This is a genomic window from Herbinix luporum, assembly GCF_900070325.1.
Lineage (GTDB): Bacteria > Bacillota > Clostridia > Lachnospirales > Lachnospiraceae > Mobilitalea > Mobilitalea luporum.
Map to the genome: position 1 here is coordinate 145,675 of NZ_LN879430.1, position 25,970 is coordinate 171,644.

Sequence of the window (25,970 nt, forward strand, 5' to 3'; positions counted from 1 at the left end):
GTGATTTGGCAAAAAAGGAGGCGAGGATTATGTCAAGCAAAAACAGAACATATGTTGCAATAGACCTTAAGTCCTTTTATGCTTCCGTGGAATGTATTGAGCGTGGCCTTGATCCACTTACTACCAATCTTGTAGTAGCAGATGCAAGCAGGACTGAGAAGACTATATGTTTGGCAGTATCTCCTTCTTTAAAAGCCTATGGGATACCCGGAAGGCCTAGATTATTTGAGGTGGTGCAAAAAGTCCGTAAGGCCAATGCTAAGCGTCTGTTAAATGCGCCAAATCGAAAGTTTACAGGCACATCCTACAGCGCTATTGAACTAAAGGAAAAGCCGGAACTTGCAATTGATTATATAGCGGCTGTTCCCCGTATGGCTTATTATATGGAGTACAGCACCAGGATATATAATATATACCTAAAATATATAGCCCCGGAGGACATACACGTCTATTCCATTGACGAAGTATTTCTAGATGTTACGGCATATTTAAATACTTATCAAATGTCTGCAAAAGAGCTGACAATGAAGATAATTCAAGATGTTCGCAAAAACACTGGTATAACGGCTACGGCAGGTATCGGAACTAATCTTTATCTATGCAAAATTGCAATGGATATTGTAGCGAAACATATTCCGGAAGATGAAAATGGGGTAAGAATTGCAGAGTTAGATGAAAGGTCATACAGACAGAAGTTGTGGACACATCGTCCATTGACAGATTTTTGGCGGATAGGTAAAGGTTATGCTAAAAAGTTAGAAGAACATGGTATGTATACCATGGGTGATATTGCCCGTTGCTCAATTGGAAAGGCAAATGACTATCATAATGAGGATCTTTTATACAAACTTTTTGGAGTTAATGCAGAACTTTTAATAGATCATGCATGGGGCTTTGAGCCATGTACCATAGAGCATATAAAGGCATATAAGCCTGCCAGTAACAGTATTAGTTCCGGTCAAGTGCTACAAAGTCCATATGATTTTGACAAAGCCAAATTGATAGTCCGCGAAATGACAGACTTATTGGTACTGGATCTTGTGGATAAAGGTCTGGTAACAGACCAGATGGTGTTGACAATCGGATATGATATTGAGAATCTAACTAATCCTGAAAGGGCAAAGTTATATAAAGGAGAAATAACTATAGATAGATATGGCAGGCGCATTCCAAAACAGGCCCATGGAACTGTCAATCTTGATAGGCAGACTTCATCAACACGGTTAATTATAGATGCAGTTATGGATTTATATGATCGTATTGTTGACAAAAATCTCTTAGTAAGAAGGATTACCATCGGAGCTAACCGTCTTGTAGATGAAAAAAACATAGAAAAAGAAGAAAGCTTTGAGCAATTAGAGCTATTTGCAGATTACTGTGCCTTGGAGAAAGAAAGGCAGCAGGAAGAAGAGTTACTGGCCAGGGAAAGGAAGATGCAAAAGGCAATACTTAGTATAAAAAAGCGCTATGGTAAAAATGCCATTCTTAAGGGTATGAATCTAGAAGAAGGGGCTATGGCAAGGAAAAGAAATGAACAGATTGGTGGTCATAAAGCATAGGGAGGTATAGGAATGAAAAATTATGATGATATCATCAATCTACCACATCATGAATCTACTAAATATCCTCGGATGCCTATAATTGACCGAGCGGCACAATTTTCTCCCTTTGCCGCCCTAACAGGATATGAAGAAGCAATTAAGGAGACAGAAAGGCCTGTAGATGAGCGAATACAGCTTTCTGAAGATGCTATTGTTAAGCTGGATGAACAATTGCAATTGGTAGCCGGTAAAGCAGATAAGCAGCCTCCTGTGGAGATTACATATTTTGTACCTGATGAGAGAAAAACCGGCGGAAAGTATGTCACAGTTAGGGGCAATATAAAAAAGATTGACCAGCTAAAGAAAATAATTGTACTTCAGGGGGAAAAAATAATTCCTATAAATGAAATTATAGATATTATTATAATTGAATAAAAAAGGAAGGGTCCTAGCCCTTTAACAACTAGGACCCTCCATGTAGCCGGCAATAATTTTATTTATCTGACTTAGATTGTCTATCTTTACAAAACAAGGGGATAAATCTTGATTGCCGGATGTGGGATTTTGATATCCGATGCATTTTAAACCTGCACTAAGGGCTGCCCTGCTTCCAGCAAAGGTATCTTCAATGGCTATTGCTTCATCTGGATTTAATTTGGCCTGATCTAATACCTTTATATAAACATCCGGTTCGGGTTTTTTTCTGGCTACTTCATCACCGGCAACTATATATGCAAAATAATCGTATAAATTGTAATGTTTAAGGATGGCATCTACATAGTGGCGGTCAGAGGATGAGGCAAGGCCAATTTTTATTCCTTGGTTTTTTAGCCATTGTAAAAGCCTTAATAGACCCCTGCTGGTTTGGATTTTCTTTTCTTTTACTTCTTCTAATATATAGTTATATTGACTTCTTTCTAATTCCTCTTCAGATTTATTTATTCCAAACCGTTCAATCATATTGCTCCATAGTAGTTTATTTGGTTGTCCCACGGAAAAGGATAAGTCTAAATTTTCATCAATGCCATGTTCTTTTAAAATTCTTCTTTTGGCATTTTCATGAAGGGGCTCGCTGTCTAAGATGACACCATCTAGATCAAATATTATCATTTTTATAGGACTCATATTTTACCTAACCTTTCTTAAATTAAAGATTAAAAACGTTCTACACTAATAATCCCGTCTAAGTGGTTAATATCTTGTGTAAGGTCACTAAGATCTAAACCCGATAATGTTCGAAAGATTACAAATAAAGTAATAGGTATATCATCATCATCATTTAACTGTTCTAATTCTTCGCTTTCGAATTTCATCTCCAATATTTTAGCCTTATACTTATGGAATATTAAATTGACTTTTCCCAATGTTTCAGCATTATTTTTCATCTTTATATTTATTTCATAGGTGTTAAATGAATGCTTCTTCATTCTCCATTTTTTTTCGACCTTATTAAAAACAACTAGAATAATATAAACAGTAATTGATGAAGATATTCCCAAAAAGTAATAACCGCTTCCTAAAGATAAACCTATGGCAGCAACCGTCCATAGGCTGGCAGCGGTTGTTAATCCTTTAATATTAGTGCCATATCGCATAATTGTACCGGCACCTAAAAAACCTATTCCGCTAATTACTTGAGCTCCTAGCCGTAAAGGATCGCTGCTTGTGCCGAATTCATGATTATAAGAACGAAATACATGTTCCGATAAAATCATTATAATAGAAGAACCGAGACAAACCAGTACATGAGTCCTAAAACCGGCAGGACGGCGCTTATCTTCCCTTTCCAAACCAATAAGGCCTCCGCAAAAAATAGACAATATTATTCGTAATAAAGTAACAAATGGACTCAAACTATCTCTCCTTTTTTAAAAAACAGCCGCAAATTCATTTACATAATTAACTATGCAGATTTTTTTCTTTTAGAATTTTAAGTGCGGGATAAGGATTGTTTACAGTAACCAGGGATATGCCAGATTCTATAGCTTTATAAACCTGCTCTTCATTATCGGGAGCATAGCACCAAGGGTCTATATTCATGCTGCTATACTGATCACATAATTCTTTAGTTAAATACTTCATAGCAATGCCCACTGAATAGTAGTGTGTATTTGTATCATCCTTATAGTTTTTTACCAGCCACTGGGGAAAGCCTTGGGTTTTAACCTTGTATTTTTCATGGGCATAAGTTGTAATATCGGCGCAAAAACTGGTAATAACATATTTATCAGAAAGATGATATTCTTCAAGCATACTTATGGTTTTATCAACCACAGATTCTCTGTAATCCTTAATTTCCACATTTAATAATATATCTTTATATTTAACCAGATCTAAAAATTCTTCAAAGGTTGGAATTTTTTCGTTTTTAAATTCCCATGAAAAATGACTTCCTGCATCTAGTTCTTTTAATTCCCTTAATGTATGATTTTGTACTAAACCTGAACCGTTGGTGGTTCTGTCAACACTGGTATCATGAATAATAACTAGATGGCCGTCTTTTGTCATGTTAATGTCCAGTTCAATGCCATCGACACCTGCTTCAAGTGCTTTTTGAAATGAAATCATGGTGTTTTCAGGGTAAAAAGCTTTTAAACCCCTATGACCAAAAACAAGAATATTATTTTTAGATTGATTCCACATAGAAATTACCTTTCTTATTTAGAACAAATATCATGGCAATTTGCCATGATATTTGCTCTTTACATAATCTAGAATTTTATTGCTACCTTTAAATCTCCTTCTTTTCCGCCTGCTAAGTCAAAGGCTTTTTCCCATTCTTCAATAGGAAGCATCCTTGTTACAATACCATCGGTTTTCAGTGTGCCTTTGGCAATATGTTCAATAACAAATGGATATGCATAAGGACTCAAATGGGCACCTAACACATCAAGCTCTTTGCGGTCTCCGATTATAGACCAATCTACTGTGGTAGGTTCAGAAAAGACGCTAAACTCCACAAAACGTCCTAATTTTCTAATCATGGACAGGCCTTGGGTTACACTGGATGGATGTCCGGTAGCTTCAATATATACATCACAGCCATAACCCTCTGTCATCTTCATTATTTCTTCAACCACATCTATTTTTGAAGGATTCCATGCATAATCAGCACCGAATTCTAAGGCTTTATCAAGACGGGAATCAATCATATCTAGTGCAATTAAGGCTTTGGGATTTTTCATTCGGGCGTAGGATACCATACCAAGTCCTAGGGTACCGGTACCTGAGATTACTACAATATCTTCATTGCTAATACTAGCTCGATCAACGGCATGTTTAGAGCAGCCATACCCCCGTTGTTGGCATTTTGGAATCCAAAAATATTGTGGGGCTGGCACATCCAATAATGTCCTGTTTTACAAAAACGACATTCTCCACAGGGCACGATTTGATCTGCAATAATACGGTCCCCTACTTTATAATCCTTAACATTCTCCCCCACTTCTGCCACACGGCCGAAAAATTCATGGCCCGGGATAAAGGGAGCTTTTACCCAAGAGGGTTGAAGTTCATCTCCCCAGAACATTGCTGCTCCATGGCTACATTTTACATCACCGGCACAAACGCCACAGGCCTCGGTTTTAATAATAATATCATCGGGACCACATTGGGGAGTGGGGTAGTCAAGTTCCAAACGGTAATCATCTTTAGAGTATGCTACTAATGCCTTCATAGTTTTAGGTATATTACTCATAGCAAGCCTTCCTTTCGTATCTTAATTTATTTTATATAGAGAGTATTGCATTATCTTCTTTTAAAAGTTCCACCACATCTTGATCAGGTACCTGGGCAGGTGATATACCCCGCTTTACTGCTAAAGCTGCACATACACCGGCGGCTTCACCGATTGCCATACATGTGGGCATAACCCGCACACTTCCGAGAGCATATGCATCCATGGAAATATGACGGCCGCTAAAAAGCAGAGAATCTACTTCACTGCTAATAAGGCAGCCAAGAGGAATACCATAAGGGCCTTCTAAATCAGTAAGTATGGTAGTATCATTTAATCCACTGTGAATATCAACTTTATATGAACCTAAGGCAATGGTGTCGGCAGGGATACGTAAATTCTCTACGTCATCTTTGGTAAGACGTTTTTTACCTAAGAAGCGGCGAGTTTCACGGACACCCAGGGTCGGAATAATAGATGAAATATAGCAATTTTCAAATCCGGGAACCTCTTCATTTAGAAGTTTTATAATTTGCATGATTTGTTTCATACTTTCTTTGGTTCCACGGGTAATTTCTTCGGGATCGGTTCCGTCAAAATTGTGAATTCTGGTTGTATTAACATAAATTTGTCCCGGATTAACAGAGTTAATATAAATTAAGGTATCTCTGGTAAGAGGATTTTTGCCTTCGGCTCTTAGGCGGGATAAAAGGTTTCTTAGCCCTAGAAACACATAACTTTTATGGCTTCTAAAATATGTAGTATCATATCCTTGTGAAACCTGCATAGATTCGGCGGGTTGTAAATCTTCTGGGTGTTCATCTAAATATTTAAAAAACTTTTCTTCATCAAAACCATTTAAAGAAAACATTAGGGTAGGAGGCTGCATAACTCCTGAATCTTCTTGTCCTTTTTCATAGCTACAGCCGGCAAGGTATGCTAAATCCCCATCACCTGTTCCGTCAATAAATACATTTGCTTCAATATTGATACGAATTCCCTTACCCATGACGGTTACATTTGTAATACGTTTATCGGTAACGGTTACGTCCACTAATTCGCAATGAAGAAGAACGTGAATACCTTCCTGTTCGCATTTTTCCATGGCTACAATCTTAAACATATCAGGGTGGAAGATTGTAACAGAGTTGTGTAGGGGGCAACGATTATGTCCCGGACTCATACCCATTTCTGATAAGGTATCAATCATTTCTTGGGCGATACCTCCAGTTACTTGACGACCATGTTTGTCTAGAAAGCCTAAGAAAGGTAACCCGGTAACAGCATTTCCTCCTAAATAATCATTGCGTTCTATAATAACTACTTTTGAACCGTGCCTAGCTGCGGCCAGAGCAGCAGCTAGGCCGGAAGGACCTCCTCCAATAACTGCAACATCATAGCTGTAATTTTTTTGAATCATAGTCAATTTCCTTTCGTTAAATTATTGTCATAGGTTGGAACGTTCCAAATTTTCTGCTAAAACAATCTCCCCTATAAGGAAAATTGTTTTAATCCCGTATAATTTCATCTGCTTCTGACAGAATCTCTGATAATTAGGGATGGCTTTATGGTAAGACTTACTGCTTTTGCTCTGGGTTTCTTAATACGATTAATAAGTACAAAACTGGCTTCCTTGCCCAAATCTTCTTTATGAGCATCAATTACTGTAAGTGCCGGTGTTGCATATTCGGCCAATATAGAATCCTCATAACCGAGAACAGAAATATCATCCGGAATCCTAAGAGCCCGCTCATATAGAAAGCGGGAAGCCCCTGATGTAAGACCGTCGCTGCCGCCAAAGACTGCGTCAGGACGAAGGCCTTGCTCCCATAATGCTTGTAAAGCATTATATCCGCTTAATCCGGAATAACTATCACTGTAAATAATCTCCACCGACTTAGGATCGGCATCTAAATCCCTCAGAGCCCTTTGTATACCGTCTACCTTTTTTAGAGAGTTACTGCTAGTGATCGGACCGTTAATGAAGGCAATTTTCTTATGGCCTTGTTCCAGCAAATATTTTGCACCCATATAGCCTACCTCTTCCGTATCTACTGAAATGGAATCAAAACCTTCATATTGACGACCGATTATCACAAAAGGAATTTTCATCTTTTGAAGTGTTTCTATGAAGTGATTGGTAAACAGTCCACCAATTAAAAACACACCATCAAGACGTCGATTTTTAATTAGTTCGGGCATTGAATTTTCGGTAACTGAGAAACGCTCTACCAAAAGAGAGTATTGGCTATCTGCAAGTCCGGCATAAATTCCGTTACTGGTATCATAGAGCAGGGTCTCACATATTGAAGTAAATGCATAAGGTTTTTGATTAATGTTAGATGTTAAAAATATTAATCCCAGAGTATGAGTGCGGTTGGTAGTTAATTCTCTAGCAGCAATATTGGGAGTGTATCCAAGTTTTTTAATGGCTTCCCGTACCTTATATTGTGTTTCCGGTTTTACTCTATCGGAATTATTGATAACTAAGGATACGGTACTTTTTGATACCCCAGCCTCTCTTGCTACATCTAAGATTGTTACTGCCATACCACAACCCCCCTTTTTAATATAACATTGTAAAATAAAAGCAAAATAAAACGTTCCAAATGGTAATTTCATTATATATTTTGTTTTTGCAATTGTCAACAGCTAAAAACACTGGTTTTACCTAGCGATATAAATAAAAAAACGAGTATTTACATTAAGTAATTATACAAAAAGTCCAAATGTAAGATAAAATTTGCTGTTGACAAACCCCTATATGACAATTATAATTGTAATTGGCACGTTCCAAATGTAAATTTTGCAGTAAAATAAAACGACATTAATCGTACTCCTCTTTGCTGATATGAATGAACGCATGAGGGCAAGGGCGGACTTGGAGAGCTTGCCTTTTGTTGAAGTAAGCAGTTCTCTTGATAGAAACCTGGAACTAAACCGAAAGGGAGGCAATAAAGGGAATGGCTTAAAAGCATTGGCCAAATATCTAAATTTAAATATAAATCAAGTAATGGCCTTAGGTGATAGCGATAATGATATTACCATGATTGAAACAGCCGGCTTAGGTATTGCCATGGCTAATGCGGCTCCTGAAATTATTAAAGTTGCCGACGGGGTGACTGATAGTAATGATGAGGACGGAGTAGCACATGCCATCGAAAGATGGGTTTTAAATACATAATAAAAGATCTACTCTATATTGTAGGCAGGGAAATAAGTGTGAATGGAGTGAATATGCATGGCTGATATTAATGTAATAAATGCAAGAAAAGAAGCTATTAAAGATGGGCGGACTATTTTAGGAATAGAACTTGGTTCAACAAGGATAAAAACTGTATTGGTAGATGAAAATCATAAACCAATCGCCATAGGTAATTACGATTGGGAGAATAAATATATTGACAATGTATGGACATATGATTTAGAGGATATCTGGAAAGGATTGCAAGGAAGCTACCGTGATATGGCAAATCAAGTAAAAAGCCGGTACGGCCTTGATATAACTACTGTCGGTGCCATGGGCTTTAGTGCCATGATGCACGGCTATATGGCTTTTAATAAAGAGGGTAAGTTACTGGCTCCTTTTCGTACTTGGAGAAACACCATAACCGGGCAAGCCTCCGATAAATTAACTGAACTTTTTCAGTATAATATTCCCCAAAGGTGGAGTGTTGCTCATCTGTATCAGGCAATTCTAAATGGAGAAGAACATGTCTCTGATATAGATTATCTGGTTACCCTATCAGGTTATATACACTGGAAAATGACCGGATGTAAGGTTCTAGGTATCGGTGATGCCTCCGGAATGTTTCCTATAAATTTGCAAACCAAAGATTTTAATGAAAAAATGCTTACACAGTTTGATGAGCTGCTTGCCCAAGAAAATCTCCCTTGGAAGTTAAAAGAAATTTTACCTAAAGTTTTGGTTGCGGGTAAGGAGGCAGGAAGATTAACAGAGGAAGGTGCCAGACTTCTAGACCCTACAGGTAATTTAAAAGCAGGAATCCCCCTTTGTCCCCCTGAAGGAGATGCGGGAACCGGAATGACTGCAACTAATTGTGTGGCTAAAAGAACCTGTAATGTATCAGCCGGAACCAGTGTCTTTGCCATGGTGGTGCTAGAGGATGAGCTTTCCAAGGTACATAAGGAAATAGATCTTGTTATGACACCGGCAGGAGACCCTGTTGCCATGGCCCATAGCAACAACTGTACCACGGATTTAGATGCCTGGGTTTCTTTATTTGGTGAATTTTTAGAGTCAATGGAAATTAAGCCGGATATATCTAAACTGTATTCGGTCTTGTATAATAAGGCCCTTGAAGGGGATATAGACTGCGGAGGTCTACTTTCCTATGGTTATTATGCAGGGGAACATATTACTCATTTATCAGAAGGAAGACCCTTGTTTGTAAGGATGCCTGATTCTAATTTTAATTTAGCTAATTTTATGAGAGTTCATCTGTTTACGGCCTTGGGAGCTTTAAAGACCGGTATGGATATTCTATATAAAGAAGAACAAGTTAAAGTGGACAGGGTACTGGGCCACGGAGGTTTATTTAAAACTAAGGGTGTAGGCCAAAGAATATTGGCAGCAGCTATGAATTCACCGGTTACAGTTATGGAAACTGCCGGAGAAGGTGGAGCTTGGGGAATAGCTCTGCTGGCAGCTTATATGCTGTATAAGAAAAAAGATGAAACATTGGATAGCTACCTGGCTAACAAAGTATTTGCGGATGATTTAGGTATTACCATAAAGCCTGATAAAAATGATGTAGAAGGTTTCGAGCAGTTTATGAAAAGATATACTAAGGGACTGGCTATTGAGCAGAAAGCCGTAGAAGTGCTTAGATAATAAAACAGATATTTATAAAGATATAAAGGCTATTGTCATTAGTGGCAGTGGCCTTTTTACATTATTTTAAATTAATCTTTAAATAGCGGACAATAAATGCTATAATATATAGACTAATAAGTTATAATAAGAGCTCTTTATTCAAAAAGGAGTATAAATATATGGGTAAGAAATTAAGACTAAATAGTTCATTAAAAGGTTACCTGTTATGGCCGATTTATCTAACCGTGATTTTGTTATTTATGAACATAAGTATATATGCCATTGACAAAAATGCCGGTTATGTTATGTCTGCCTTTATATTAGTTTATTTTTTATTGGCTCTTTCAGTATTTTATTTTAAGCGCCATCAGATTAATACTGAGCTTGTCCGCTATGCCATGGATTTTGCACAGGTGCAAAAACGCCTCTTAAAAGAAATGGCAGTTCCTTATGCCCTACTTGATATTGATGGAAGACTTCAATGGGGTAATAATGAATTTATGGACTTGCTTGAGGGGAAGAAGGCTATTAATCGTTTTATCTCAAACATAATCCCTGAGATAACAGAGGATATTCTCCCTAAAGCAGAAAAAGATGAAATTTTAGATATAAATTTAAATAATCGAAGTTATAGGGTTGTGCTTCGTAAAGTTATAGCTCCCAGTTTTGACGAAGATGTTAACTGGAATTTTTCCGAACCTGAAAAGGCTTGGGATACAAATAATGCTCTAATTGCCATGTATTTGTTTGATGAGACAGAGATTATTGCTCTGAAGAAAGAAAATAAAGAGCAAAGATTGGTTGTAGGATTATTATATATTGATAATTATGATGAAGCCCTAGACAGTATCGATGAAGTAAGACGCTCCTTACTTACTGCTTTGGTAGATAGAAAAATAAATAAATATATGCAGAACATAGATGCAGTTATAAAGAAGTTGGAAAAGGATAAGTTTATTTTTGTATTTAAGCAAAAATACTTATCTGTTTTACAGAATACAAAATTCTCCATTCTAGAAGAAGTCAGAAATGTAAATATAGGCAATGAGATGTCCGTTACTATAAGTATAGGACTTGGAGTAAATGCTGACAGCTATATTACAGGATATGAATATGCCAGAGCTGCCATTGATCTTGCCCTAGGCAGAGGGGGCGACCAGGCTATTATTAAAGATGGGGATAAGATTTCCTACTATGGGGGCAAGAGTATTCAGGTTGAGAAAACCACCAGAGTTAAAGCCAGGGTTAAAGCCCATGCATTCCGTGAGTTTGTAGAGGGCAAGGATAAGATAGTTGTTATGGGACATGCTATTGGGGATGTGGATTCCTTTGGTGCAGCCATTGGCGTTTATAGGATTGGAAAGACATTTAATAAAAAAGTCCATATAGTAATTAACGAGATAACAACTGCCCTAAGGCCTATGATTAATCGTTTTATAGATAATCCTGATTATGAGGATGATTTATTTATACAAAATGAGCAGGCAAAAGAAGTTGTAGATGCCAATACATTACTTGTAATTGTGGATGTTAACCGTCCCAGTTTATTGGAATGTAAGGAACTGCTTCATTATGCCAGAACTATTATTATATTTGACCACCATAGGCAGACTGATGAAGCTATTGATAATGCCGCTTTGTCCTATATAGAGCCTTATGCTTCTTCAACCTGTGAAATGATTGCTGAGATACTACAATATATCGGCGGCAATTTAAAATTACGGTCGGTAGAGGCTGATGCCCTTTATGCCGGTATAATGATTGATACTAATAATTTCTTAACAAAAGCCGGAGTAAGAACCTTTGAAGCTGCCGCATATCTTAGAAGAAACGGAGCAGACGTAACCAGGCTTCGCAAAATATTTAGGAGTGATTTCCTTGAATTTAAGATTAAGGCAGATGCCATCAGCAGCACAGAGGTTTATCTTGATTACTATGCCATAGCGGTTTGTGCCGGTGCAGATGTGGACAGCCCGACGGTCTTAGGGGCCCAGGTGGCCAATGACCTTTTAAATATTGCTAATATGAAAGCCTCTTTTGTTTTTACAGAATTCAACAACAAAATATATATCAGTGCCAGATCCATAGACGAAGTCAACGTCCAAGTTATTATGGAAAAATTAGGCGGTGGCGGCCATCTTAGTGTTGCAGGCAGTCAGTTGGAAAATTGCACTATAGAAGAGGCAATAATTATGCTTAAGGAAGTCCTTGACACCATGGTGAAAGAGGGCGAAATTTGATTATAGATTATTGAGAGGAGTTAGTTAAATGGAAGTTATTTTAATTGAAGATGTTAAGAACCTAGGAAAAAAAGGTGATGTTGTTAAAGTTAGTGACGGTTATGCAAGAAATTTTATTTTACCAAAGAAGCTTGGTATAGAAGCAACAAAGCAAAATCTTCATGACTTAAAGTTACAAAAGCAGGCCGAGGAAAAAAGGCAGAAAGAGTTGTTAGAGGAAGCCAGACAATTGGCAAGTCAACTAGAGGCAGTTAAAGTTAATTTAACCTTAAAGGCCGGTGAGGGTGGAAAAACTTTCGGGTCAATTTCCACAAAGGAGATTGCAAATGCCTTAAATGAGCAGGCAGGCTTTAATTTGGACAGGAAGAAAATCCAACTTTCTGAACCTATTAAAAGTGCGGGAACATTTACTGTAGGAGTAAAATTACATCCAAAGGTTACTGCAAGTATTAAGGTTGTAGTCGAAGCAGTGTAACTTAACTAAGGGGGATTACCAATGGATGAAGCTTTTATAAAAAAGATACTTCCCCATAGTATGGAGGCTGAGCAGTCGGTCATCGGCTCCATGATTATGGACAAAGAGGCCATTACCTTAGCCTCAGAAATAATTAGCAGCAGCGATTTTTATGACCCACAGCTTGGCATACTGTTTGACACCATGCTGGAATTATTTAATGAAGGAAAACCGGTAGATTTGATTACTTTACAAAACAGGTTAAAGGAAATGGATGTTCCGCCACAGTTAAGCAGTTTGGAGTATATTAGAGATTTAGTATCCACGGTTCCCACCTCCGCTAATGTAAAGTATTATGCACAGATTGTCAAAGAAAAGGCAGTTCTTAGAAGGCTTATTAAGGTTGCGGAAGAAACTGCAAATGACTGCTATCTTGATAAAGAAAAACTGGATGTTATTCTTGAAAAAACAGAAAAACAAGTATTTGACATTGTTCAAAATCGGGGAACAAAGGAATTTACCGATATTAAAGATGTTGTACTGCGTTCCATAGATAGTATTGAAGCAGCCTCTAAGAATCAGGGAAGTGTTACCGGTATTGCTACAGGTTTTTATGACTTGGATTATAAAACAGCAGGACTGCAGCCTTCTGATTTAATCTTAATAGCGGCCAGACCCTCCATGGGTAAGACAGCTTTTGCTTTAAATATTGCCGAATATGTGGCTCTGCGTTCAAATATTACAACGGCTATTTTTAGCTTGGAAATGTCACAGGATCAATTGGTAAAGCGTTTGTTGGCTATGAATTCCAGGGTAGACTCCCAAAATATTAGGACAGGTAATTTGTCTGCAGATGAGTGGGCCAGCTTAATGGAAAGTGCTAGGATTATCGGTAATTCCGATCTAGTTATAGATGATACATCCGCTATTTCTGTAAGCGAGCTTAGGTCCAAATGCCGAAAGCTAAAACTAGAGAAAAATCTTGGCTTAGTTATCATTGACTATCTACAGTTAATGACCGGAAGTAAACGGTCTGAGTCAAGACAGCAGGAAATATCTGAAATATCCCGTTCATTAAAGTCTCTGGCAAGAGAGATTAATGTACCGGTTATTGCCCTATCTCAGTTAAGCCGTGCGGTTGAGCAGCGGCCAGATAAAAGACCTATGTTATCAGACTTAAGAGAATCCGGGGCTATCGAGCAAGATGCTGACGTTGTAATGTTTATTTATCGTGATGATTATTATAACCATGATACACAGGAGCCGGGGGTTTCAGAAATTATAATAGGAAAACAGCGTAACGGTCCTACCGGAACTGTAAAACTGGCTTGGCAGTCACAATATACCAAGTTTGCTAATTTAGAAAGATAACAATATGCTAGTATCCTACATATTGTGGAAGAAATTTAATTATTAATAACAGATTGTGTAGAAAAGGAGAGACTTTACAAAAGTGTCTCCTTTTTCTGTCGATAAAATAATATGGGAAAATAAGGAAGATATATTGCATTTGAAGTTTGCTATGTTATAATGTAGAAAGTGGAAAATAATTACAGTTTAAGAGGCTTAAAAATTATATGGAGGATAATCAATGGGAGATATCAGGTATATGATTTCAGAGGCTTCAAAAAGGGTCGGGGTAGAATCACATACATTACGGTATTGGGAGGAAGAATTAGATTTGCCTGTTAAAAGGAATGAGATGGGGCACAGGTATTATAAAGATTCTGATATTGAAATCTTAAAGAAGATAAAAATTTTAAAAGAACATGGCTATCAACTTAAAGCGATAAAAATGCTTCTGGCTAATCTAGAGCATTTAGAATCTCTTGATAATCAGACTATTGTAAAGCTTAAAGATGAACTAAATGGGAAGGTGATTGATATGTGGAAAGATGACAATAATCTTGAAGTTGAACAAGAAGAAGGGACAAGCATTGTTAGCAGTGAGGAAAATAATGAAATCAAGGCAGAAAATCAAGATAAAATGCAACAGTTTAAGGCGATTATGAATCAGATTGTTATGTCTGCTTTAAAAGAAAACAATACCCAGCTATCAGAGGAAATCAGCACAAATGTAACAAGTAATGTTATTAAGGAAATGAATTATCTTATGAGGCTTCAAGAAGAAAGGGAAGAAGAAAGATATCGGAAATTTGATGCTACTTTAAGAGATTATCAAAAAAGTAGAATGCAAATTGCAGCTACATATGAAGGCAGGAGAAGAAAGAAATCAAAATTTTTTAAAAAGAATAAGGTCTACATATAAAAATAAATAAAGAAGAGGGCTTTGCATGCCCTAAGCATGTAGGCATTGCATAACTCTCTTCTTTTATGTACCATTGTACCTTTTTCTATGCTTACTATGCTGAAATTGAACCGGTAGGGCAGATGTCTACACATGCTCCGCAATCTACACATGTATCGGGATCAATTTCAAAATGGTTAGCACCTTCAGAAATTGCACTAGTAGGGCACTGATCAGCGCAAGCACCGCAGCTAATGCACTCGTCATTAATTGTATGAGCCATTATACATTACCTCCTTAGTTATAGTTCTAACAATCTATTTAATTTTAATATATGTATATAAAATATGCAAGAGGAAAAACATATAGAATATATTCTTGACGTATTAAATGGGATAGAATATAATGTTGCCTAGGCTACTAAATTCAAGCCCAATTTGGTTTATAATTATTTATAATATAACCACTATAAGGAGGTAATTATATGGCTACGATTACTAAGGATATGACAATTGCACAGGCAATTGCCATGGATCAGAATATTATTCCTGTACTTCTTGATATCGGAATGCACTGTCTTGGTTGCCCTTCTGCACAGGGAGAGACCTTAGAGGAGGCTGCTATGGTGCATGGAATAGATCCAGATGATCTTATGGAAAGAATCACTGCTGTAACAGGAGAATAATATAGCAATAATTCTAAAAAGGACATACCAAAGCGGTATGTCCTTTTAAATATTATGGCTTAATTATTTGACCTTTACATGACAGACAGGATTTGTAGTGCTTGATCCTTAACAATAATTTCATAATGTTCTTCATAGTAATTTACACTAGCATAAGTTGTACGCTCTGCCTTACCAAATTCAGAAATTATATTACTGATTTTATTAAATTCTTCCGGAGTATGACTTGAAATGCTAAGGACTAAATAATAAGTTCCTGTGGCCGGATCCTTATAAAGGGTATTATTACCCTTATAAATTCCCGCTAAAACATTTGCTAGTTTAGTAAGCTCCTTAAGAGATCGGAAAGAATAAATCTTGGTCAAATTAGTGGGAATATTCACCTTAGATTTATCATCATCTAAAGAGTCAGGAATATCTATAAAGCCCTTAGGTTTATCATCGGCATCCTCTGAGAAATCATTTAAGTGTTCAAAAGTGTTGATTATCTCATCGGCATAGACATCATCTTCGTCGGATTTATCGGTAAAATCGTGGGTATTAAAGGAGGAGAATTTGGAAAACCTGGTATCCAATTCATCCGGATCCTCTACCTTCGTTATAACCAATATTAAACATTCTGTTGAAACAGGAATGGCTTCAATCATTAGAGGAATATCATCTACTTCAAAACCGAACTCATAAAAGGCCTGTTGAATCATATCCCGAAATAAGGCTTTAGCTTTTTCTGTTCCATAGGCCAGTTCGCTTAACTTTAATTCTCTGTCTATCAAATCACTTTTATTCAAGGTACATCTAATCTGGTTATCACTAATCTTTTCTATCTTCATAGAGTACACCCCTTTCTGTTTTAACAGGACTGATCTTTTAGTTACGACTAAAATGAACCATTGGTGTAAAAAGAGTATAAGTTAAAAAGTAAGTAAAGTCAATACGGCAAGTTGTGAATTTTCTATTAATAAAGCTTTATAATTGATTATAAAATTAAAATAGATCACTGTGATATTGTACATAAAAGTAATAAAAGTTTGTAAAATTAAATAGGAAAAAAAACTTGCACTTTTTCCAGATTATTACTATAATTAATGTAGATGATCCATATTCATAAATTGCTGGCTGGAAAGGACAATATGCAAGAAGAAATATGGTTTGGCAAATACCGCATCCAAAAACTTCTTGGCCAGGGAGGCACCGCCAAGGTTTATCTGGCAGAACATATCAAATTAAATTCATTTCGAGCAATCAAGTACATCTCCAAACATCATCCCTTATATAAGTTACAGCTTAAGGAAGCACAAATATTAAAAGATCTAAAACATTCATGTATTCCTATAATTTATGATATTGAAGAAGATGAAGAAGGTTCCTATATTATTGAGCAATATCTTGAAGGAGTAACTTTAAAAGATTATGTCATGGAAAGGAATACGCTCAGTGAAGATATGATAATATGCTTCGCTCTGCAGCTTTGTGATTTAATCCATTATCTCCATTCTGTAAAAAGGCCTGTTTTATATCTGGACCTAAAGCCGGAGAATATTATGGTAACAGGTAAAACCCTTATGCTGATAGATTTTGGTAGTGCCATTTATCGTGATGAGATTAAGAGCAAGACCAAGTTTTACGGTACCATAGGATATGCAGCCCCTGAACTATATAATAATCATCCGGTGGACGAAAAATCTGATATATACGGAATAGGAATGCTCTTATATTTTATGGTGACAGGGAAACTATCCTATAAGAGCCGGGAAGATATAAAACATATTGATTATATTTCTAATTGCTCAAAAAAGCTTAAGCATATTATCAGCCGGTGCCTTAGATATAATTCATCACAAAGGTATACCTGTGTATCCCAATTACAAAAACATTTGTCAGCAATTATGAATAACAAAAACTATAAAGTAATGAAAGGATCATCCATAGAAATTGGGATTGCAGGATCACAACCTAGAATCGGAACTACCCACTTATCATTTAGTCTTTGCACTTATTTAATTCAAAAGAATATATCATGTCTTTATATTGAATATAATAAGAGCAGATGTCTATGGAAGATTCAAAAAAGATATTTTAACCTTAAGAAAAATAAAGGTGTAGTTAAGATTAATAGCATCCCAATGGTTAATATGGATTATGCACAGGTGATGGATTTATCAAAATATAATATAATTGTCAAGGATTATGGTAGCCTAGATAGTGATAACAAGGAGGAATATCTAAAATCTCAAGTAAAAATTCTTCTACTTGGGGCTAAGGATTGGGAACTGGGATTTTCTGAGGAAGCATTAAAACTTATAACTGAATATAAAGATATTATTTTTCTATTTAATTATGTTGACACAAGACAGTTTGGGCAAGCCCAAAAAAGCATGATATTTAGGAATTGTCTTCGTATACCCTATGAACCAAATCCATTTGCAAAATTTAAGGATAAAGTTAGCCATGATTTTTTTAAAGAGTTGGCTGATTTATGTTTCGAAGGAGTGATATCCTGATAAAAAGGCCCCTACTACAATCAAAGCCTATGGTTAAAAAGTATATACATAAAAAGCCTATACTTAAAAAGAATAGGCTAAAGAAGCCTATTCTTTTAAATAAACTTCAGATTAATAAAAGTTATGAAGCAATAAGAACAATCGGTTTATTAGGGGTAAATCGAGGCGTTGGTGTAACATACACAGGCATGCTCTTAGCCTATTATTATGCTACAGAAAAAGGATTTAAAACAGCCTACTTAGAATGTAATAACCATATGGATTTTCAACGACTTCAAGAAGCTTATGAATGGAGCCGGGAAGATGAAAAATCCTTTAGCCTTGATAATATTACTTACTTTAAACAAGTAACAAAAAAGCAGCTTGTAGATATTCTTTCTGAAGACTATGAATGTTATATCCTTGATTTTGGAACAGACTTTATTTCCTCTAAAGAGGAGTTTATTCGATGCGACAAAAAAGTTATAATAGGAGATAATGGGGTTTGGAATCTAAGCAAAATGCTAGCATTTCTAAAATCCTTAGACAATATTAAAGGTAGTAAAAGCTGGATATACATGATTCCCTTTGCAGACCGAAGAGTTCTTATGGGTATGAAAGATGAAACAGATAGATTCTTTTTTAAAATCCCCTTCGAATCAGATTTTACAAACTTATCAAAAGAGAGCTTTACCTTGTTTCATAAACTATTTGACTGATAGTACAATATGTAACCTGCAAAAAGGATAAGTATAACATATCACATTTAACCTTCTTATCCGATTAGATTAAAAATAGCACCTTATATCGGTAATCAGTTGTAAATAGTCTAAAGCTGTATTTGTATAGGTTCTTGGCTAATTACAAAAGTATGACCGGATCTAAAAACCCTCTATACTTTATTATTTAGTCTAAGTTACTGCTTTATGTAATTAGTAAAGAAAGAATGATGTTTGGTAAACGCCTTAAGAGAAAATTTCTTAAGGCGTTAATTTTTGGTTCGATATATTAGGCTTTAAGTCGAAAATTATTAATGACGAGTGTCTAATAAAGTGCTATAATGGGAGATGAAAATGCAAATTTATGCAAATAGTAAATAATTGGAGGATGATATGGATAAAAAAAATAAAATTTCAATAGTTGGTATGATTATCGCTATTTTATTAATAGGCGCCGGAATCGGTGTGTTTGTGATTAAAAACATGACCCCCAGTAATGAAGTTATGTTATTGACAGACTATTATAAGGTTGAAGATACAGAAGCGATAATTATCCTTCAAGATGAAATTCACGACAAACCGGGTATTATAGCAGATGGAATGGTATATATTGATCTTGAAACTGTAGTTAATTGTTTTAATCATAGATTTTATTGGGATGACAATGAAAATATATTGACCTATACTACTCCCACTGAAATTATTCAAGTTGATGGAGTGGGAAACAAGTATTTCGTAACAAAAAGTATGATTAAAACAGAAGCAACTTCCGATTATCCAATACTTAAGTTATACAATGATGATATATATATTGCCTTAGATTTTGTAGATCAATACTCGGATATACAGTACCGCAGTTATGAGGAGCCGAATCGAGTTGTAATAGATTATTTATGGGGAGAGTATCTCTACACAAAGGTTACAAAAAACACCCAATTAAGATCCGAACCGGATATAAAGAGCCCCCTCTTACTCCAACTTCCTGTAGGGGAAGAGCTTATGTATGTGGTTAAAGAAGATGCTCCCAGGAAAGGTTTTGCCAAGGTAATGACCAAAGAAGGTATTATAGGCTATGTAAGGGAAAGACATGTACAAGATTCCTACTATAAAACCATAGAAAGTACCTATGAGCCTCCGGAATATACAAGCCAATTAAGGAATGATAAAATTAATTTGGTCTTCCATCAATTTTTTAACTATGAAGCCGGTATGAAACTTGAAGAATTAATCAGTCAGACTAAGGGAGTAAATGTGGTATCTCCAACTTGGTTCGATATTATTGACGAAACAGGAGAAATTTCATCCTTGGCAAGCAGTGAATATGTAGAAAAAGCTAAATCCCTGGGACTACAAGTGTGGCCGTTAATTGCTGATGTTAATAAAGAAGTTGATATGAATGAGTTGCTGTCTCACACTTCTCGTCGGGAAAAATTATCCAACGCCCTAATTGAAGCGGCAATAAATTATAAAGTAAATGGAATTAATATAGATTTTGAAAAGATACCTTCCGAAGCCGGTGAGCATTATATCCAATTTTTAAGAGAGTTGTCTGTTAAGTGCAGAAATAATGGTATCGTATTGTCGGTGGATAATTATGTTCCTGCCCCTTATAATAAACATTATAATTTAAAAGAACAGGGAGAGATTTTAGATTATGTCATTATCATGGCCTACGATGAGCACTATGCCGGGTCTGATGTGGCAGGACCTGTTGCTTCCTTAGGATTTGTAAGTGATGCTGTAAATAACACTTTAGAGGAAGTTCCCAAGGAAAAGGTTATAATCGCCATACCTTTTTATACGAGATTATGGAAGGAGACTACTGACGGTGTATCTAGTGAAAGTTTGGCAATGGCATCTGCGGCTAAGCTACTAGAAGACAAAGGAGTAGAACCTAAATGGAATGATGGTTATGGCAGCCATTATGGTGAATTTAAACAAGATGGAGCAGTCTATAAGATATGGTTAGAAAATGAAAAATCCATAGAAGAAAAAATGAAGGTTATTTATGAAGCTGATGTTGCCGGTGTTGGTGCATGGAAGCTTGGTTTAGAAGAAAAGAAAGTCTGGGATATTATAGGACGTTATTTAGACTAAGACAATTTAATTTACAAAAATCAGATGGCTGCTTTTGGTATTAAACCATAAAGCAGCCATTAAAGCTTAAAGGAAAGAATAAGATAGATACTTCTGTCATAAGATTTAGGGAAACATAAGTAGGAAGAATGTTTAATGAAAAGAAAATATTTCAGTATCTTATTTCTCTTATTAATTTTTGCTGCACGGGTAATATCCTCAGATAAATCGGTTAAGGTTATGAGAAATCTTTTTGAGGAAAATAAAATAGAAGGGGAAAAGACCAAAGTGACCATAGTGATTGATCCCGGTCATGGAGGTAGGGACCCCGGTAAGGTGGGAGTCAATGGTGCTTTAGAAAAAGATGTTAATTTGGCTATTGCATTAAAGCTTAAGGACCTATTAGAGCAAAACGATATTAATGTAATTATGACTAGGACAGAAGATATAGGCTTATATTCAGAAACGGATTCTAATAAAAAACGGGTAGATTTAAATAAAAGAGTTGAAATTATTAATAACAGTGATGCTGCATTTGCTATAAGCATACATCAAAACAGTTTTAGCCAAGAAAATGTCAAGGGAGCACAGGTTTTTTATCATATCCAGTCAGAAGAGGGAAGAGTTCTTGCAGGCATATTGCAGGAGCAAATAAAAGAAACAATAAATGACGGAAACCATAGAAAGGCAAAATCAAATACCAATTACTATATGCTTAAACATACCTTATGTCCCTTGGTTATAGTTGAATGTGGTTACCTGTCCAATTGGACAGAAGCTAAGCTTTTGGTTGACGAGGATTATCAGGAAAAAATGGCCTGGGCTATTCACCTTGGCATTTTAAAATATTTGAATATAAATAAGAACTAATTTTTTATGAAGATTTAATATATCTAAAGCAAGTAATACAAAGATAACTATGGATAAATATGATGAAAAGTGATATAATCCACCTTAGATATAATGATTTTAAATGATAACCCAAAGACTTCTTTGGGATAAGGAGTATACAATATAGGATGATGACAATTATTAAAAAAGCAGATAATGGCACCCTTGGGGAGGATGACCTTAAAAAGGCTGCCAAGATATTACAAAGAGGAGGATTAGTTGCATTTCCTACTGAAACAGTATATGGGCTGGGTGCCGATGCATTAAATCCTGAAGCTGCTAAAAAAATCTATGAAGCAAAGGGAAGGCCATCGGATAATCCCCTGATTGTCCATATAGCAAATCCTAAACATATGGAATTAATTGCAAGGGATATCCCTAGAGAGGCTTATAAGTTAGCTGAGACTTTCTGGCCTGGCCCCTTGACCATAATTTTAAATAAAAAAGAAATAGTCCCTTATAATACCACCGGAGGTTTAGATACTGTGGCTATCAGGCTTCCGGCCAACAAAATAGCAAGGGATGTAATAGCATATTCAGGGGGATTTATTGCGGCTCCCAGTGCAAATATATCCGGCAGACCAAGCCCTACAAGGGCACAGCATGTAATAGATGATCTAGATGGTAAAATTGATATGATTATAGATGGGGGTAAATCTACCCTTGGCCTTGAATCTACTATAGTGGATTTGTCAGGTGATATACCTATGATTCTCAGACCCGGCTCCATTACAAAATCTATGGTTGAAAGTGTAATCGGATCTGTGGAATATGATAAAGCTATAACAAAGGAAACTATGGATGAAAATATAGCCCCAAAGGCTCCTGGAATGAAATACCGCCATTATGCACCGGAAGGCTGTCTTGTTATTTATGAAGGTAATATACAAGATGTAGCTACTGCAATTAATAATAAGGCTAGATTGTATCTAGAGGAAGGAAAAACTGTAGGTATAATAGCTACCGATGAAACCAAGAGCCTATATAAATATGGAATAATAAAATCAATCGGTTCAAGAAATGAGGAAGATTCCATAGCTGCCGGATTATATGCTGTATTAAGGGATTTTGATGAAATCCATGCGGATTATATATTTTCTGAAAGTTTTGCCGGTGGTAATCTAGGACAGGCCATTATGAATAGATTATTGAAGGCGGCAGGCTATAGAGTTGAAAAGTTATAGTATGGCAATTTGGAGGTAGGGAATGGCAAAATATAATAAATTAATATTTGTCTGTACGGGAAATACATGTAGAAGTCCTATGGCTGAGGCCATATTTAAAAACCTTGATCAGGAAAGTGATATTAAAGTATCTTCAAGGGGGATTGTGGTTTTATTTGGAGAGCCAATCAATCCTAAGGCAGAGATTGTTCTAAAAAAGCATGATTTAGAGCTTGTCAATCATATTTCCAAGAGGTTAAAGGATACAGATATTGATGAGAACACCTTGGTCTTAACAATGACAGAAGCCCACAAAAGAAAGATTTTGCAAGGGTATCCTCATGCTAAGGATGTATATACTATTAAGGAATATGCCGGAGAGGATGGAGATGTTATAGATCCTTATGGTGGTTCCCTTGTGGAATATGAAGATTGCTATTTTGAGCTGGCAAGGCTGGTAAAAAAGACTGTCTATAAACTAAATGAGGAAAATGAAAAGGAGAGTTTATAATGATTGCACTAGGTAATGATCATACCGGATATGAATTAAAAATGGAAATTATAAAATACCTTGAGGAAAAAGGTATTGAATATAAAGATTTTGGTTGCGGTAAACTTAGTTCCAGTGATTATCCTGTATATGCAAAGGCCGTGGGACGGGCGATTCAAAACAAAGAATGTGATAAGGGAATTTTAATTTGTGGAACAGGGATTGGTATTTCTATTGCTGCCAATAAGATGAAGGGAATCCGAGCGGCATTATGCCATGATTGTTTTAGCGCAGAAGCAACAAGATTACATAATGATGCCAATGTACTGGTAATGGGAGCAAGAGTTATTGGACATGGACTAGCCATTAAAATAGTGGATACATTTTTAAATACGGACTTTTCTAATCAAGATAGACATATTAGAAGAATAGAGATGTTAGAAGACCAATAAAAATAATTAGAATATTCAACCTCATTTGTGGGAATACTAACAGGTAAGCAAAATCAACTTACAATGGAGGTGGATATTCTGGATAAAACAAGTCGCTTTTTAGAAAGTTTACAAGGAATTTTTTCTTTAAGAAGAACTAAGGTTACTTTATATACAGCTACAGTTCTTTGGCTTGCATTTGCTACGCAGATTATAATGAACAGAGTATTTTTTAATAACTTTCAAATAGCCGAAGCATTTGTTAAGACAAATACTGAGGATTTAGAATGTAGTTTAGAGATTATTGCAGAGCATAATAATGACTTTCTTAGTGAAGAGGATAAAAAGAATATTATAGGTTACATTGCAGATTCTATTGGTCTTAAGATAGATAAAGATATTACCATAAATAAAGATAATGGCAGAATAGAATATCTTTATCAAAAGGATGCAAGATTGGCAACTACCTCACTAAAAATAGTAAGCCTTGAGCAGGAAAATGAATCTGCCATTAAGATGAAGCATTATATTGTGGTAAGATTAAACATAAAGGAATCTATAAGAAGTATAGAAAAATATCGCAAGCTTCTTGAAGAAACATTAAAAGAGCTGGGTATAAAGCAAAAGCAGGTAACTCTTCAGTATGAGGGTTCTGTACCGGGAATCATGCCCATAGAAGATAAAAAGGATATGGCTAGGCTCTTAGTAAAGGAGCTGCAAGGTGAAATTGCCTTTGATTATCAACAAAGTGATAGCTATACAATATATGCTTATACCGGTTTGATAGATGAATATGTGGAGGCAGCAGGTTGTAAAATTAATATACAGATAGCCATGACATATGATGAACAGTTAGATAAAACAAGAATTTATTTTGCAACACCTATTATTAATCAGGGATGGTAAAGTAAAATATTAAAAGGTTCGAATTAGGTTTAATATATCCTAACTCGAACCTTTTATAGTCAATGGGAAATTGTTATATGATAATTTATGATTTATAATCCTAAAACCAGCGTCTTCTGCTACGACGGCGGCGTCTTCTATGAAACATCTCATTGAGCAATACGATAGTTACTAAATCTCTTAAAAGATTCTGCTGTCTTCTTCTGGGATCAGAAGAAAAGCTGTTAATTCCAATCTCTGATACTTCATCCATATCTTTAACTCTTTCATATACACGGTCTATAATTCTTTCTAAGGATACTTTATCAGGACATTCGTCAAACATAATACTTCCGTCATATTCTAGTTTATCGCATTCATTATCTATCTCTCTTTGTATCCGCTTTGCCGTATTAGGATATATCTGTTTCATATATTTCATATCCCGGTCTAAATCCTCACAGTTATCATAACCATAAAGGGGGTATAAAGGAACTCCCATAGGTGTATTATAAGGGGTGCATGGAGGCATATATTGGCCATTAACAGGATATAAGGGTATATTTCCGGAGGAAGTGCCGTTCATAGGCATGCCTGTTCTAGGAGTAGTACCATTCATAGGCATGCCTGATCTAGGGGCGGTATCATTCATAGGCATACCTGTTCTAGGTGTGGTACCGTTCATAGGCATACCTGATCTAGGTGTGGTACCGTTCATGGGCATACCTGATCTGGGAGTAGTACCGTTCATGGGCATACCTGATCTGGGAGTAGTGCCGTTCATAGGCATACCTGTTCTAGGTGTGATACCGTTCATAGGCATGCCTGATCTGGGAGTAGTACCGTTCATGGGCGTATCAGTTCTTGGAGGGGTACCTATGTCCATAGGCATGCCGGTATCCGGAGTGGTACTAAGCTTTTTAGCAACTCCGGTTTGATTATGTTGTTTTCTATTTACAGTGTCCAAAGTGTTAGCCTTATCAGTATCGGGGCTTGAAACTTTATTGGACAAGTTGTCGTTATCAGGAGAAGTTTTTTCTTCGCTTATCTGAACGTTTAGTTTCTTATCACCTTCTGATTTTGACATATTAGATGAGTTTTGCATTTATGTGCTCCTAAACTTTTTATTATCTAATATATGCAAACATAATCTT

General features: G+C 36.1%; 27 protein-coding genes. 17 read left to right on the forward strand and 10 right to left on the reverse strand.

Going from position 1 to position 25,970, the window contains the following annotated elements:
* Positions 1–29: 29 nt before the first annotated feature.
* Together SD1D_RS00710 and SD1D_RS00715 are read left to right on the forward strand one after the other, a co-directional pair.
* A complete protein-coding gene (locus SD1D_RS00710) occupies positions 30–1,559 on the forward strand; it encodes a Y-family DNA polymerase (protein WP_058257148.1) in 1,530 nt (509 codons plus the stop codon).
* A gap of 12 nt (positions 1,560–1,571) precedes the next feature.
* Positions 1,572–1,976 carry a hypothetical protein gene (locus SD1D_RS00715; protein ID WP_058257149.1) on the forward strand — a complete coding sequence of 135 codons (405 nt, stop codon included), beginning with the start codon at positions 1,572–1,574 and terminating at the stop codon, positions 1,974–1,976.
* A 21-nt stretch (positions 1,977–1,997) separates the two neighbouring features.
* Here the strand turns inward: SD1D_RS00715 and SD1D_RS00720 are convergent, their stop codons facing one another.
* The 7 genes from SD1D_RS00720 to SD1D_RS00745 all read right to left on the reverse strand — a co-directional run bounded on the left by SD1D_RS00720 (position 1,998) and on the right by SD1D_RS00745 (position 7,767).
* Entirely contained in the window at positions 1,998–2,651 is a 654-nt protein-coding gene (locus SD1D_RS00720) for an HAD family hydrolase (RefSeq protein WP_242955229.1), read from the reverse strand.
* A gap of 44 nt (positions 2,652–2,695) precedes the next feature.
* Positions 2,696–3,394 (reverse strand): MgtC/SapB family protein, encoded by a 699-nt coding sequence (locus SD1D_RS00725; protein ID WP_058257150.1) that lies wholly within the window; start codon positions 3,392–3,394, stop codon positions 2,696–2,698.
* 46 nt (positions 3,395–3,440) lie between these two features.
* Positions 3,441–4,184: a glycerophosphodiester phosphodiesterase gene (locus SD1D_RS00730; RefSeq protein ID WP_058257151.1), complete on the reverse strand. Its 744-nt coding sequence runs from the start codon at positions 4,182–4,184 to the stop codon at positions 3,441–3,443.
* Positions 4,185–4,252: 68 nt separating this feature from the next.
* A complete protein-coding gene (locus tag SD1D_RS12840) occupies positions 4,253–4,882 on the reverse strand; it encodes a zinc-binding dehydrogenase (protein ID WP_330398617.1) in 630 nt (209 codons plus the stop codon).
* Positions 4,777–5,238, reverse strand: a complete 462-nt coding sequence (locus SD1D_RS12845) for an alcohol dehydrogenase catalytic domain-containing protein (protein ID WP_330398618.1) — start codon at positions 5,236–5,238, stop codon at positions 4,777–4,779. Before SD1D_RS12845 ends, SD1D_RS12840 begins: the two co-directional genes overlap by 106 nt.
* 31 nt (positions 5,239–5,269) lie before the next feature.
* Positions 5,270–6,643: an FAD-dependent oxidoreductase gene (locus SD1D_RS00740; RefSeq protein WP_330398619.1), complete on the reverse strand. Its 1,374-nt coding sequence runs from the start codon at positions 6,641–6,643 to the stop codon at positions 5,270–5,272.
* Positions 6,644–6,741: 98 nt separating this feature from the next.
* Positions 6,742–7,767 carry a LacI family DNA-binding transcriptional regulator gene (locus SD1D_RS00745; RefSeq protein WP_058257153.1) on the reverse strand — a complete coding sequence of 342 codons (1,026 nt, stop codon included), beginning with the start codon at positions 7,765–7,767 and terminating at the stop codon, positions 6,742–6,744.
* A gap of 280 nt (positions 7,768–8,047) precedes the next feature.
* On the opposite strand from SD1D_RS00745, the gene SD1D_RS00750 reads away from it, so the two are divergent.
* The 6 genes from SD1D_RS00750 to SD1D_RS00775 all read left to right on the forward strand — a co-directional run bounded on the left by SD1D_RS00750 (position 8,048) and on the right by SD1D_RS00775 (position 15,017).
* Positions 8,048–8,401 carry an HAD hydrolase family protein gene (locus tag SD1D_RS00750; RefSeq protein WP_273232894.1) on the forward strand — a complete coding sequence of 118 codons (354 nt, stop codon included), beginning with the start codon at positions 8,048–8,050 and terminating at the stop codon, positions 8,399–8,401.
* A 57-nt stretch (positions 8,402–8,458) separates the two neighbouring features.
* Positions 8,459–10,072, forward strand: coding sequence for a xylulokinase (locus SD1D_RS00755; protein ID WP_058257155.1), 1,614 nt, complete (start codon positions 8,459–8,461; stop codon positions 10,070–10,072).
* A gap of 161 nt (positions 10,073–10,233) precedes the next feature.
* Entirely contained in the window at positions 10,234–12,294 is a 2,061-nt protein-coding gene (locus SD1D_RS00760; protein WP_058257156.1) for a DHH family phosphoesterase, read from the forward strand.
* A 28-nt stretch (positions 12,295–12,322) separates the two neighbouring features.
* Complete coding sequence (rplI, locus tag SD1D_RS00765; RefSeq protein ID WP_058257157.1) at positions 12,323–12,769, forward strand: 50S ribosomal protein L9; 447 nt, start codon at positions 12,323–12,325, stop codon at positions 12,767–12,769.
* Positions 12,770–12,790: 21 nt separating this feature from the next.
* Positions 12,791–14,119 carry a replicative DNA helicase gene (dnaB, locus tag SD1D_RS00770; protein WP_058257158.1) on the forward strand — a complete coding sequence of 443 codons (1,329 nt, stop codon included), beginning with the start codon at positions 12,791–12,793 and terminating at the stop codon, positions 14,117–14,119.
* Positions 14,120–14,339: 220 nt separating this feature from the next.
* The gene (locus SD1D_RS00775) at positions 14,340–15,017 is read left to right on the forward strand and encodes a helix-turn-helix domain-containing protein (protein ID WP_058257159.1); all 678 of its coding nucleotides are present in this window, start codon (positions 14,340–14,342) and stop codon (positions 15,015–15,017) included.
* A 94-nt stretch (positions 15,018–15,111) separates the two neighbouring features.
* On the opposite strand, the gene SD1D_RS00780 is transcribed toward SD1D_RS00775, so the two are convergent.
* On the reverse strand, positions 15,112–15,279 hold the full coding sequence (locus SD1D_RS00780; RefSeq protein WP_058257160.1) for a DUF362 domain-containing protein: 168 nt from the start codon (positions 15,277–15,279) through the stop codon (positions 15,112–15,114).
* Positions 15,280–15,480: 201 nt separating this feature from the next.
* Between SD1D_RS00780 and SD1D_RS00785 the strand changes: the two genes are divergently transcribed.
* Positions 15,481–15,681 (forward strand): DUF1858 domain-containing protein, encoded by a 201-nt coding sequence (locus SD1D_RS00785; protein ID WP_058257161.1) that lies wholly within the window; start codon positions 15,481–15,483, stop codon positions 15,679–15,681.
* 74 nt (positions 15,682–15,755) lie between these two features.
* Here SD1D_RS00785 and SD1D_RS00790 read toward each other — a convergent pair whose 3' ends face one another.
* Positions 15,756–16,511: an adaptor protein MecA gene (locus SD1D_RS00790; RefSeq protein ID WP_058257162.1), complete on the reverse strand. Its 756-nt coding sequence runs from the start codon at positions 16,509–16,511 to the stop codon at positions 15,756–15,758.
* Between the two features lie 300 nt (positions 16,512–16,811).
* On the opposite strand from SD1D_RS00790, the gene SD1D_RS00795 reads away from it, so the two are divergent.
* The 8 genes from SD1D_RS00795 to SD1D_RS00825 all read left to right on the forward strand — a co-directional run bounded on the left by SD1D_RS00795 (position 16,812) and on the right by SD1D_RS00825 (position 24,837).
* A complete protein-coding gene (locus SD1D_RS00795) occupies positions 16,812–18,182 on the forward strand; it encodes a serine/threonine-protein kinase (protein ID WP_058257163.1) in 1,371 nt (456 codons plus the stop codon).
* On the forward strand, positions 18,158–18,880 hold the full coding sequence (locus SD1D_RS00800; protein ID WP_157893076.1) for a hypothetical protein: 723 nt from the start codon (positions 18,158–18,160) through the stop codon (positions 18,878–18,880). The genes SD1D_RS00795 and SD1D_RS00800 overlap by 25 nt, the downstream gene beginning before the upstream one ends.
* Positions 18,881–19,273: 393 nt before the next feature.
* On the forward strand, positions 19,274–20,977 hold the full coding sequence (locus SD1D_RS00805) for a glycosyl hydrolase family 18 protein (protein ID WP_058257165.1): 1,704 nt from the start codon (positions 19,274–19,276) through the stop codon (positions 20,975–20,977).
* A 135-nt stretch (positions 20,978–21,112) separates the two neighbouring features.
* Positions 21,113–21,826, forward strand: coding sequence for an N-acetylmuramoyl-L-alanine amidase (locus SD1D_RS00810; RefSeq protein ID WP_058257166.1), 714 nt, complete (start codon positions 21,113–21,115; stop codon positions 21,824–21,826).
* A gap of 149 nt (positions 21,827–21,975) precedes the next feature.
* Positions 21,976–23,031, forward strand: a complete 1,056-nt coding sequence (locus SD1D_RS00815; protein WP_058257167.1) for an L-threonylcarbamoyladenylate synthase — start codon at positions 21,976–21,978, stop codon at positions 23,029–23,031.
* 22 nt (positions 23,032–23,053) lie between these two features.
* Positions 23,054–23,521 carry a low molecular weight protein arginine phosphatase gene (locus SD1D_RS12245; protein WP_058257168.1) on the forward strand — a complete coding sequence of 156 codons (468 nt, stop codon included), beginning with the start codon at positions 23,054–23,056 and terminating at the stop codon, positions 23,519–23,521.
* Positions 23,521–23,952, forward strand: coding sequence for a ribose 5-phosphate isomerase B (gene rpiB, locus SD1D_RS00820; protein WP_058257169.1), 432 nt, complete (start codon positions 23,521–23,523; stop codon positions 23,950–23,952). Before SD1D_RS12245 ends, rpiB begins: the two co-directional genes overlap by 1 nt.
* 27 nt (positions 23,953–23,979) lie before the next feature.
* Positions 23,980–24,837 carry a YwmB family TATA-box binding protein gene (locus SD1D_RS00825; protein WP_058257170.1) on the forward strand — a complete coding sequence of 286 codons (858 nt, stop codon included), beginning with the start codon at positions 23,980–23,982 and terminating at the stop codon, positions 24,835–24,837.
* Positions 24,838–24,937: 100 nt separating this feature from the next.
* Here SD1D_RS00825 and SD1D_RS00830 read toward each other — a convergent pair whose 3' ends face one another.
* A complete protein-coding gene (locus SD1D_RS00830) occupies positions 24,938–25,921 on the reverse strand; it encodes a hypothetical protein (protein ID WP_058257171.1) in 984 nt (327 codons plus the stop codon).
* Between the last annotated feature and the right edge of the window lie 49 nt (positions 25,922–25,970).

Coding starts and splice junctions, on each gene's coding strand:
- SD1D_RS00710 (WP_058257148.1), top strand. CDS start 30: ATGTCAAGCAAAAACAGAACATATGTTGCAATAGACCTTAAGTCCTTT.
- SD1D_RS00715 (WP_058257149.1), top strand. CDS start 1,572: ATGAAAAATTATGATGATATCATCAATCTACCACATCATGAATCTACT.
- SD1D_RS00720 (WP_242955229.1), bottom strand. CDS start 2,651: ATGATAATATTTGATCTAGATGGTGTCATCTTAGACAGCGAGCCCCTT.
- SD1D_RS00730 (WP_058257151.1), bottom strand. CDS start 4,184: ATGTGGAATCAATCTAAAAATAATATTCTTGTTTTTGGTCATAGGGGT.
- SD1D_RS12845 (WP_330398618.1), bottom strand. CDS start 5,238: ATGAGTAATATACCTAAAACTATGAAGGCATTAGTAGCATACTCTAAA.
- SD1D_RS00745 (WP_058257153.1), bottom strand. CDS start 7,767: ATGGCAGTAACAATCTTAGATGTAGCAAGAGAGGCTGGGGTATCAAAA.
- SD1D_RS00755 (WP_058257155.1), top strand. CDS start 8,459: ATGGCTGATATTAATGTAATAAATGCAAGAAAAGAAGCTATTAAAGAT.
- SD1D_RS00760 (WP_058257156.1), top strand. CDS start 10,234: ATGGGTAAGAAATTAAGACTAAATAGTTCATTAAAAGGTTACCTGTTA.
- rplI (WP_058257157.1), top strand. CDS start 12,323: ATGGAAGTTATTTTAATTGAAGATGTTAAGAACCTAGGAAAAAAAGGT.
- dnaB (WP_058257158.1), top strand. CDS start 12,791: ATGGATGAAGCTTTTATAAAAAAGATACTTCCCCATAGTATGGAGGCT.
- SD1D_RS00775 (WP_058257159.1), top strand. CDS start 14,340: ATGGGAGATATCAGGTATATGATTTCAGAGGCTTCAAAAAGGGTCGGG.
- SD1D_RS00780 (WP_058257160.1), bottom strand. CDS start 15,279: ATGGCTCATACAATTAATGACGAGTGCATTAGCTGCGGTGCTTGCGCT.
- SD1D_RS00785 (WP_058257161.1), top strand. CDS start 15,481: ATGGCTACGATTACTAAGGATATGACAATTGCACAGGCAATTGCCATG.
- SD1D_RS00790 (WP_058257162.1), bottom strand. CDS start 16,511: ATGAAGATAGAAAAGATTAGTGATAACCAGATTAGATGTACCTTGAAT.
- SD1D_RS00795 (WP_058257163.1), top strand. CDS start 16,812: ATGCAAGAAGAAATATGGTTTGGCAAATACCGCATCCAAAAACTTCTT.
- SD1D_RS00800 (WP_157893076.1), top strand. CDS start 18,158: ATGTTTCGAAGGAGTGATATCCTGATAAAAAGGCCCCTACTACAATCA.
- SD1D_RS00805 (WP_058257165.1), top strand. CDS start 19,274: ATGGATAAAAAAAATAAAATTTCAATAGTTGGTATGATTATCGCTATT.
- SD1D_RS00810 (WP_058257166.1), top strand. CDS start 21,113: ATGAAAAGAAAATATTTCAGTATCTTATTTCTCTTATTAATTTTTGCT.
- SD1D_RS00815 (WP_058257167.1), top strand. CDS start 21,976: ATGATGACAATTATTAAAAAAGCAGATAATGGCACCCTTGGGGAGGAT.
- SD1D_RS12245 (WP_058257168.1), top strand. CDS start 23,054: ATGGCAAAATATAATAAATTAATATTTGTCTGTACGGGAAATACATGT.
- rpiB (WP_058257169.1), top strand. CDS start 23,521: ATGATTGCACTAGGTAATGATCATACCGGATATGAATTAAAAATGGAA.
- SD1D_RS00830 (WP_058257171.1), bottom strand. CDS start 25,921: ATGCAAAACTCATCTAATATGTCAAAATCAGAAGGTGATAAGAAACTA.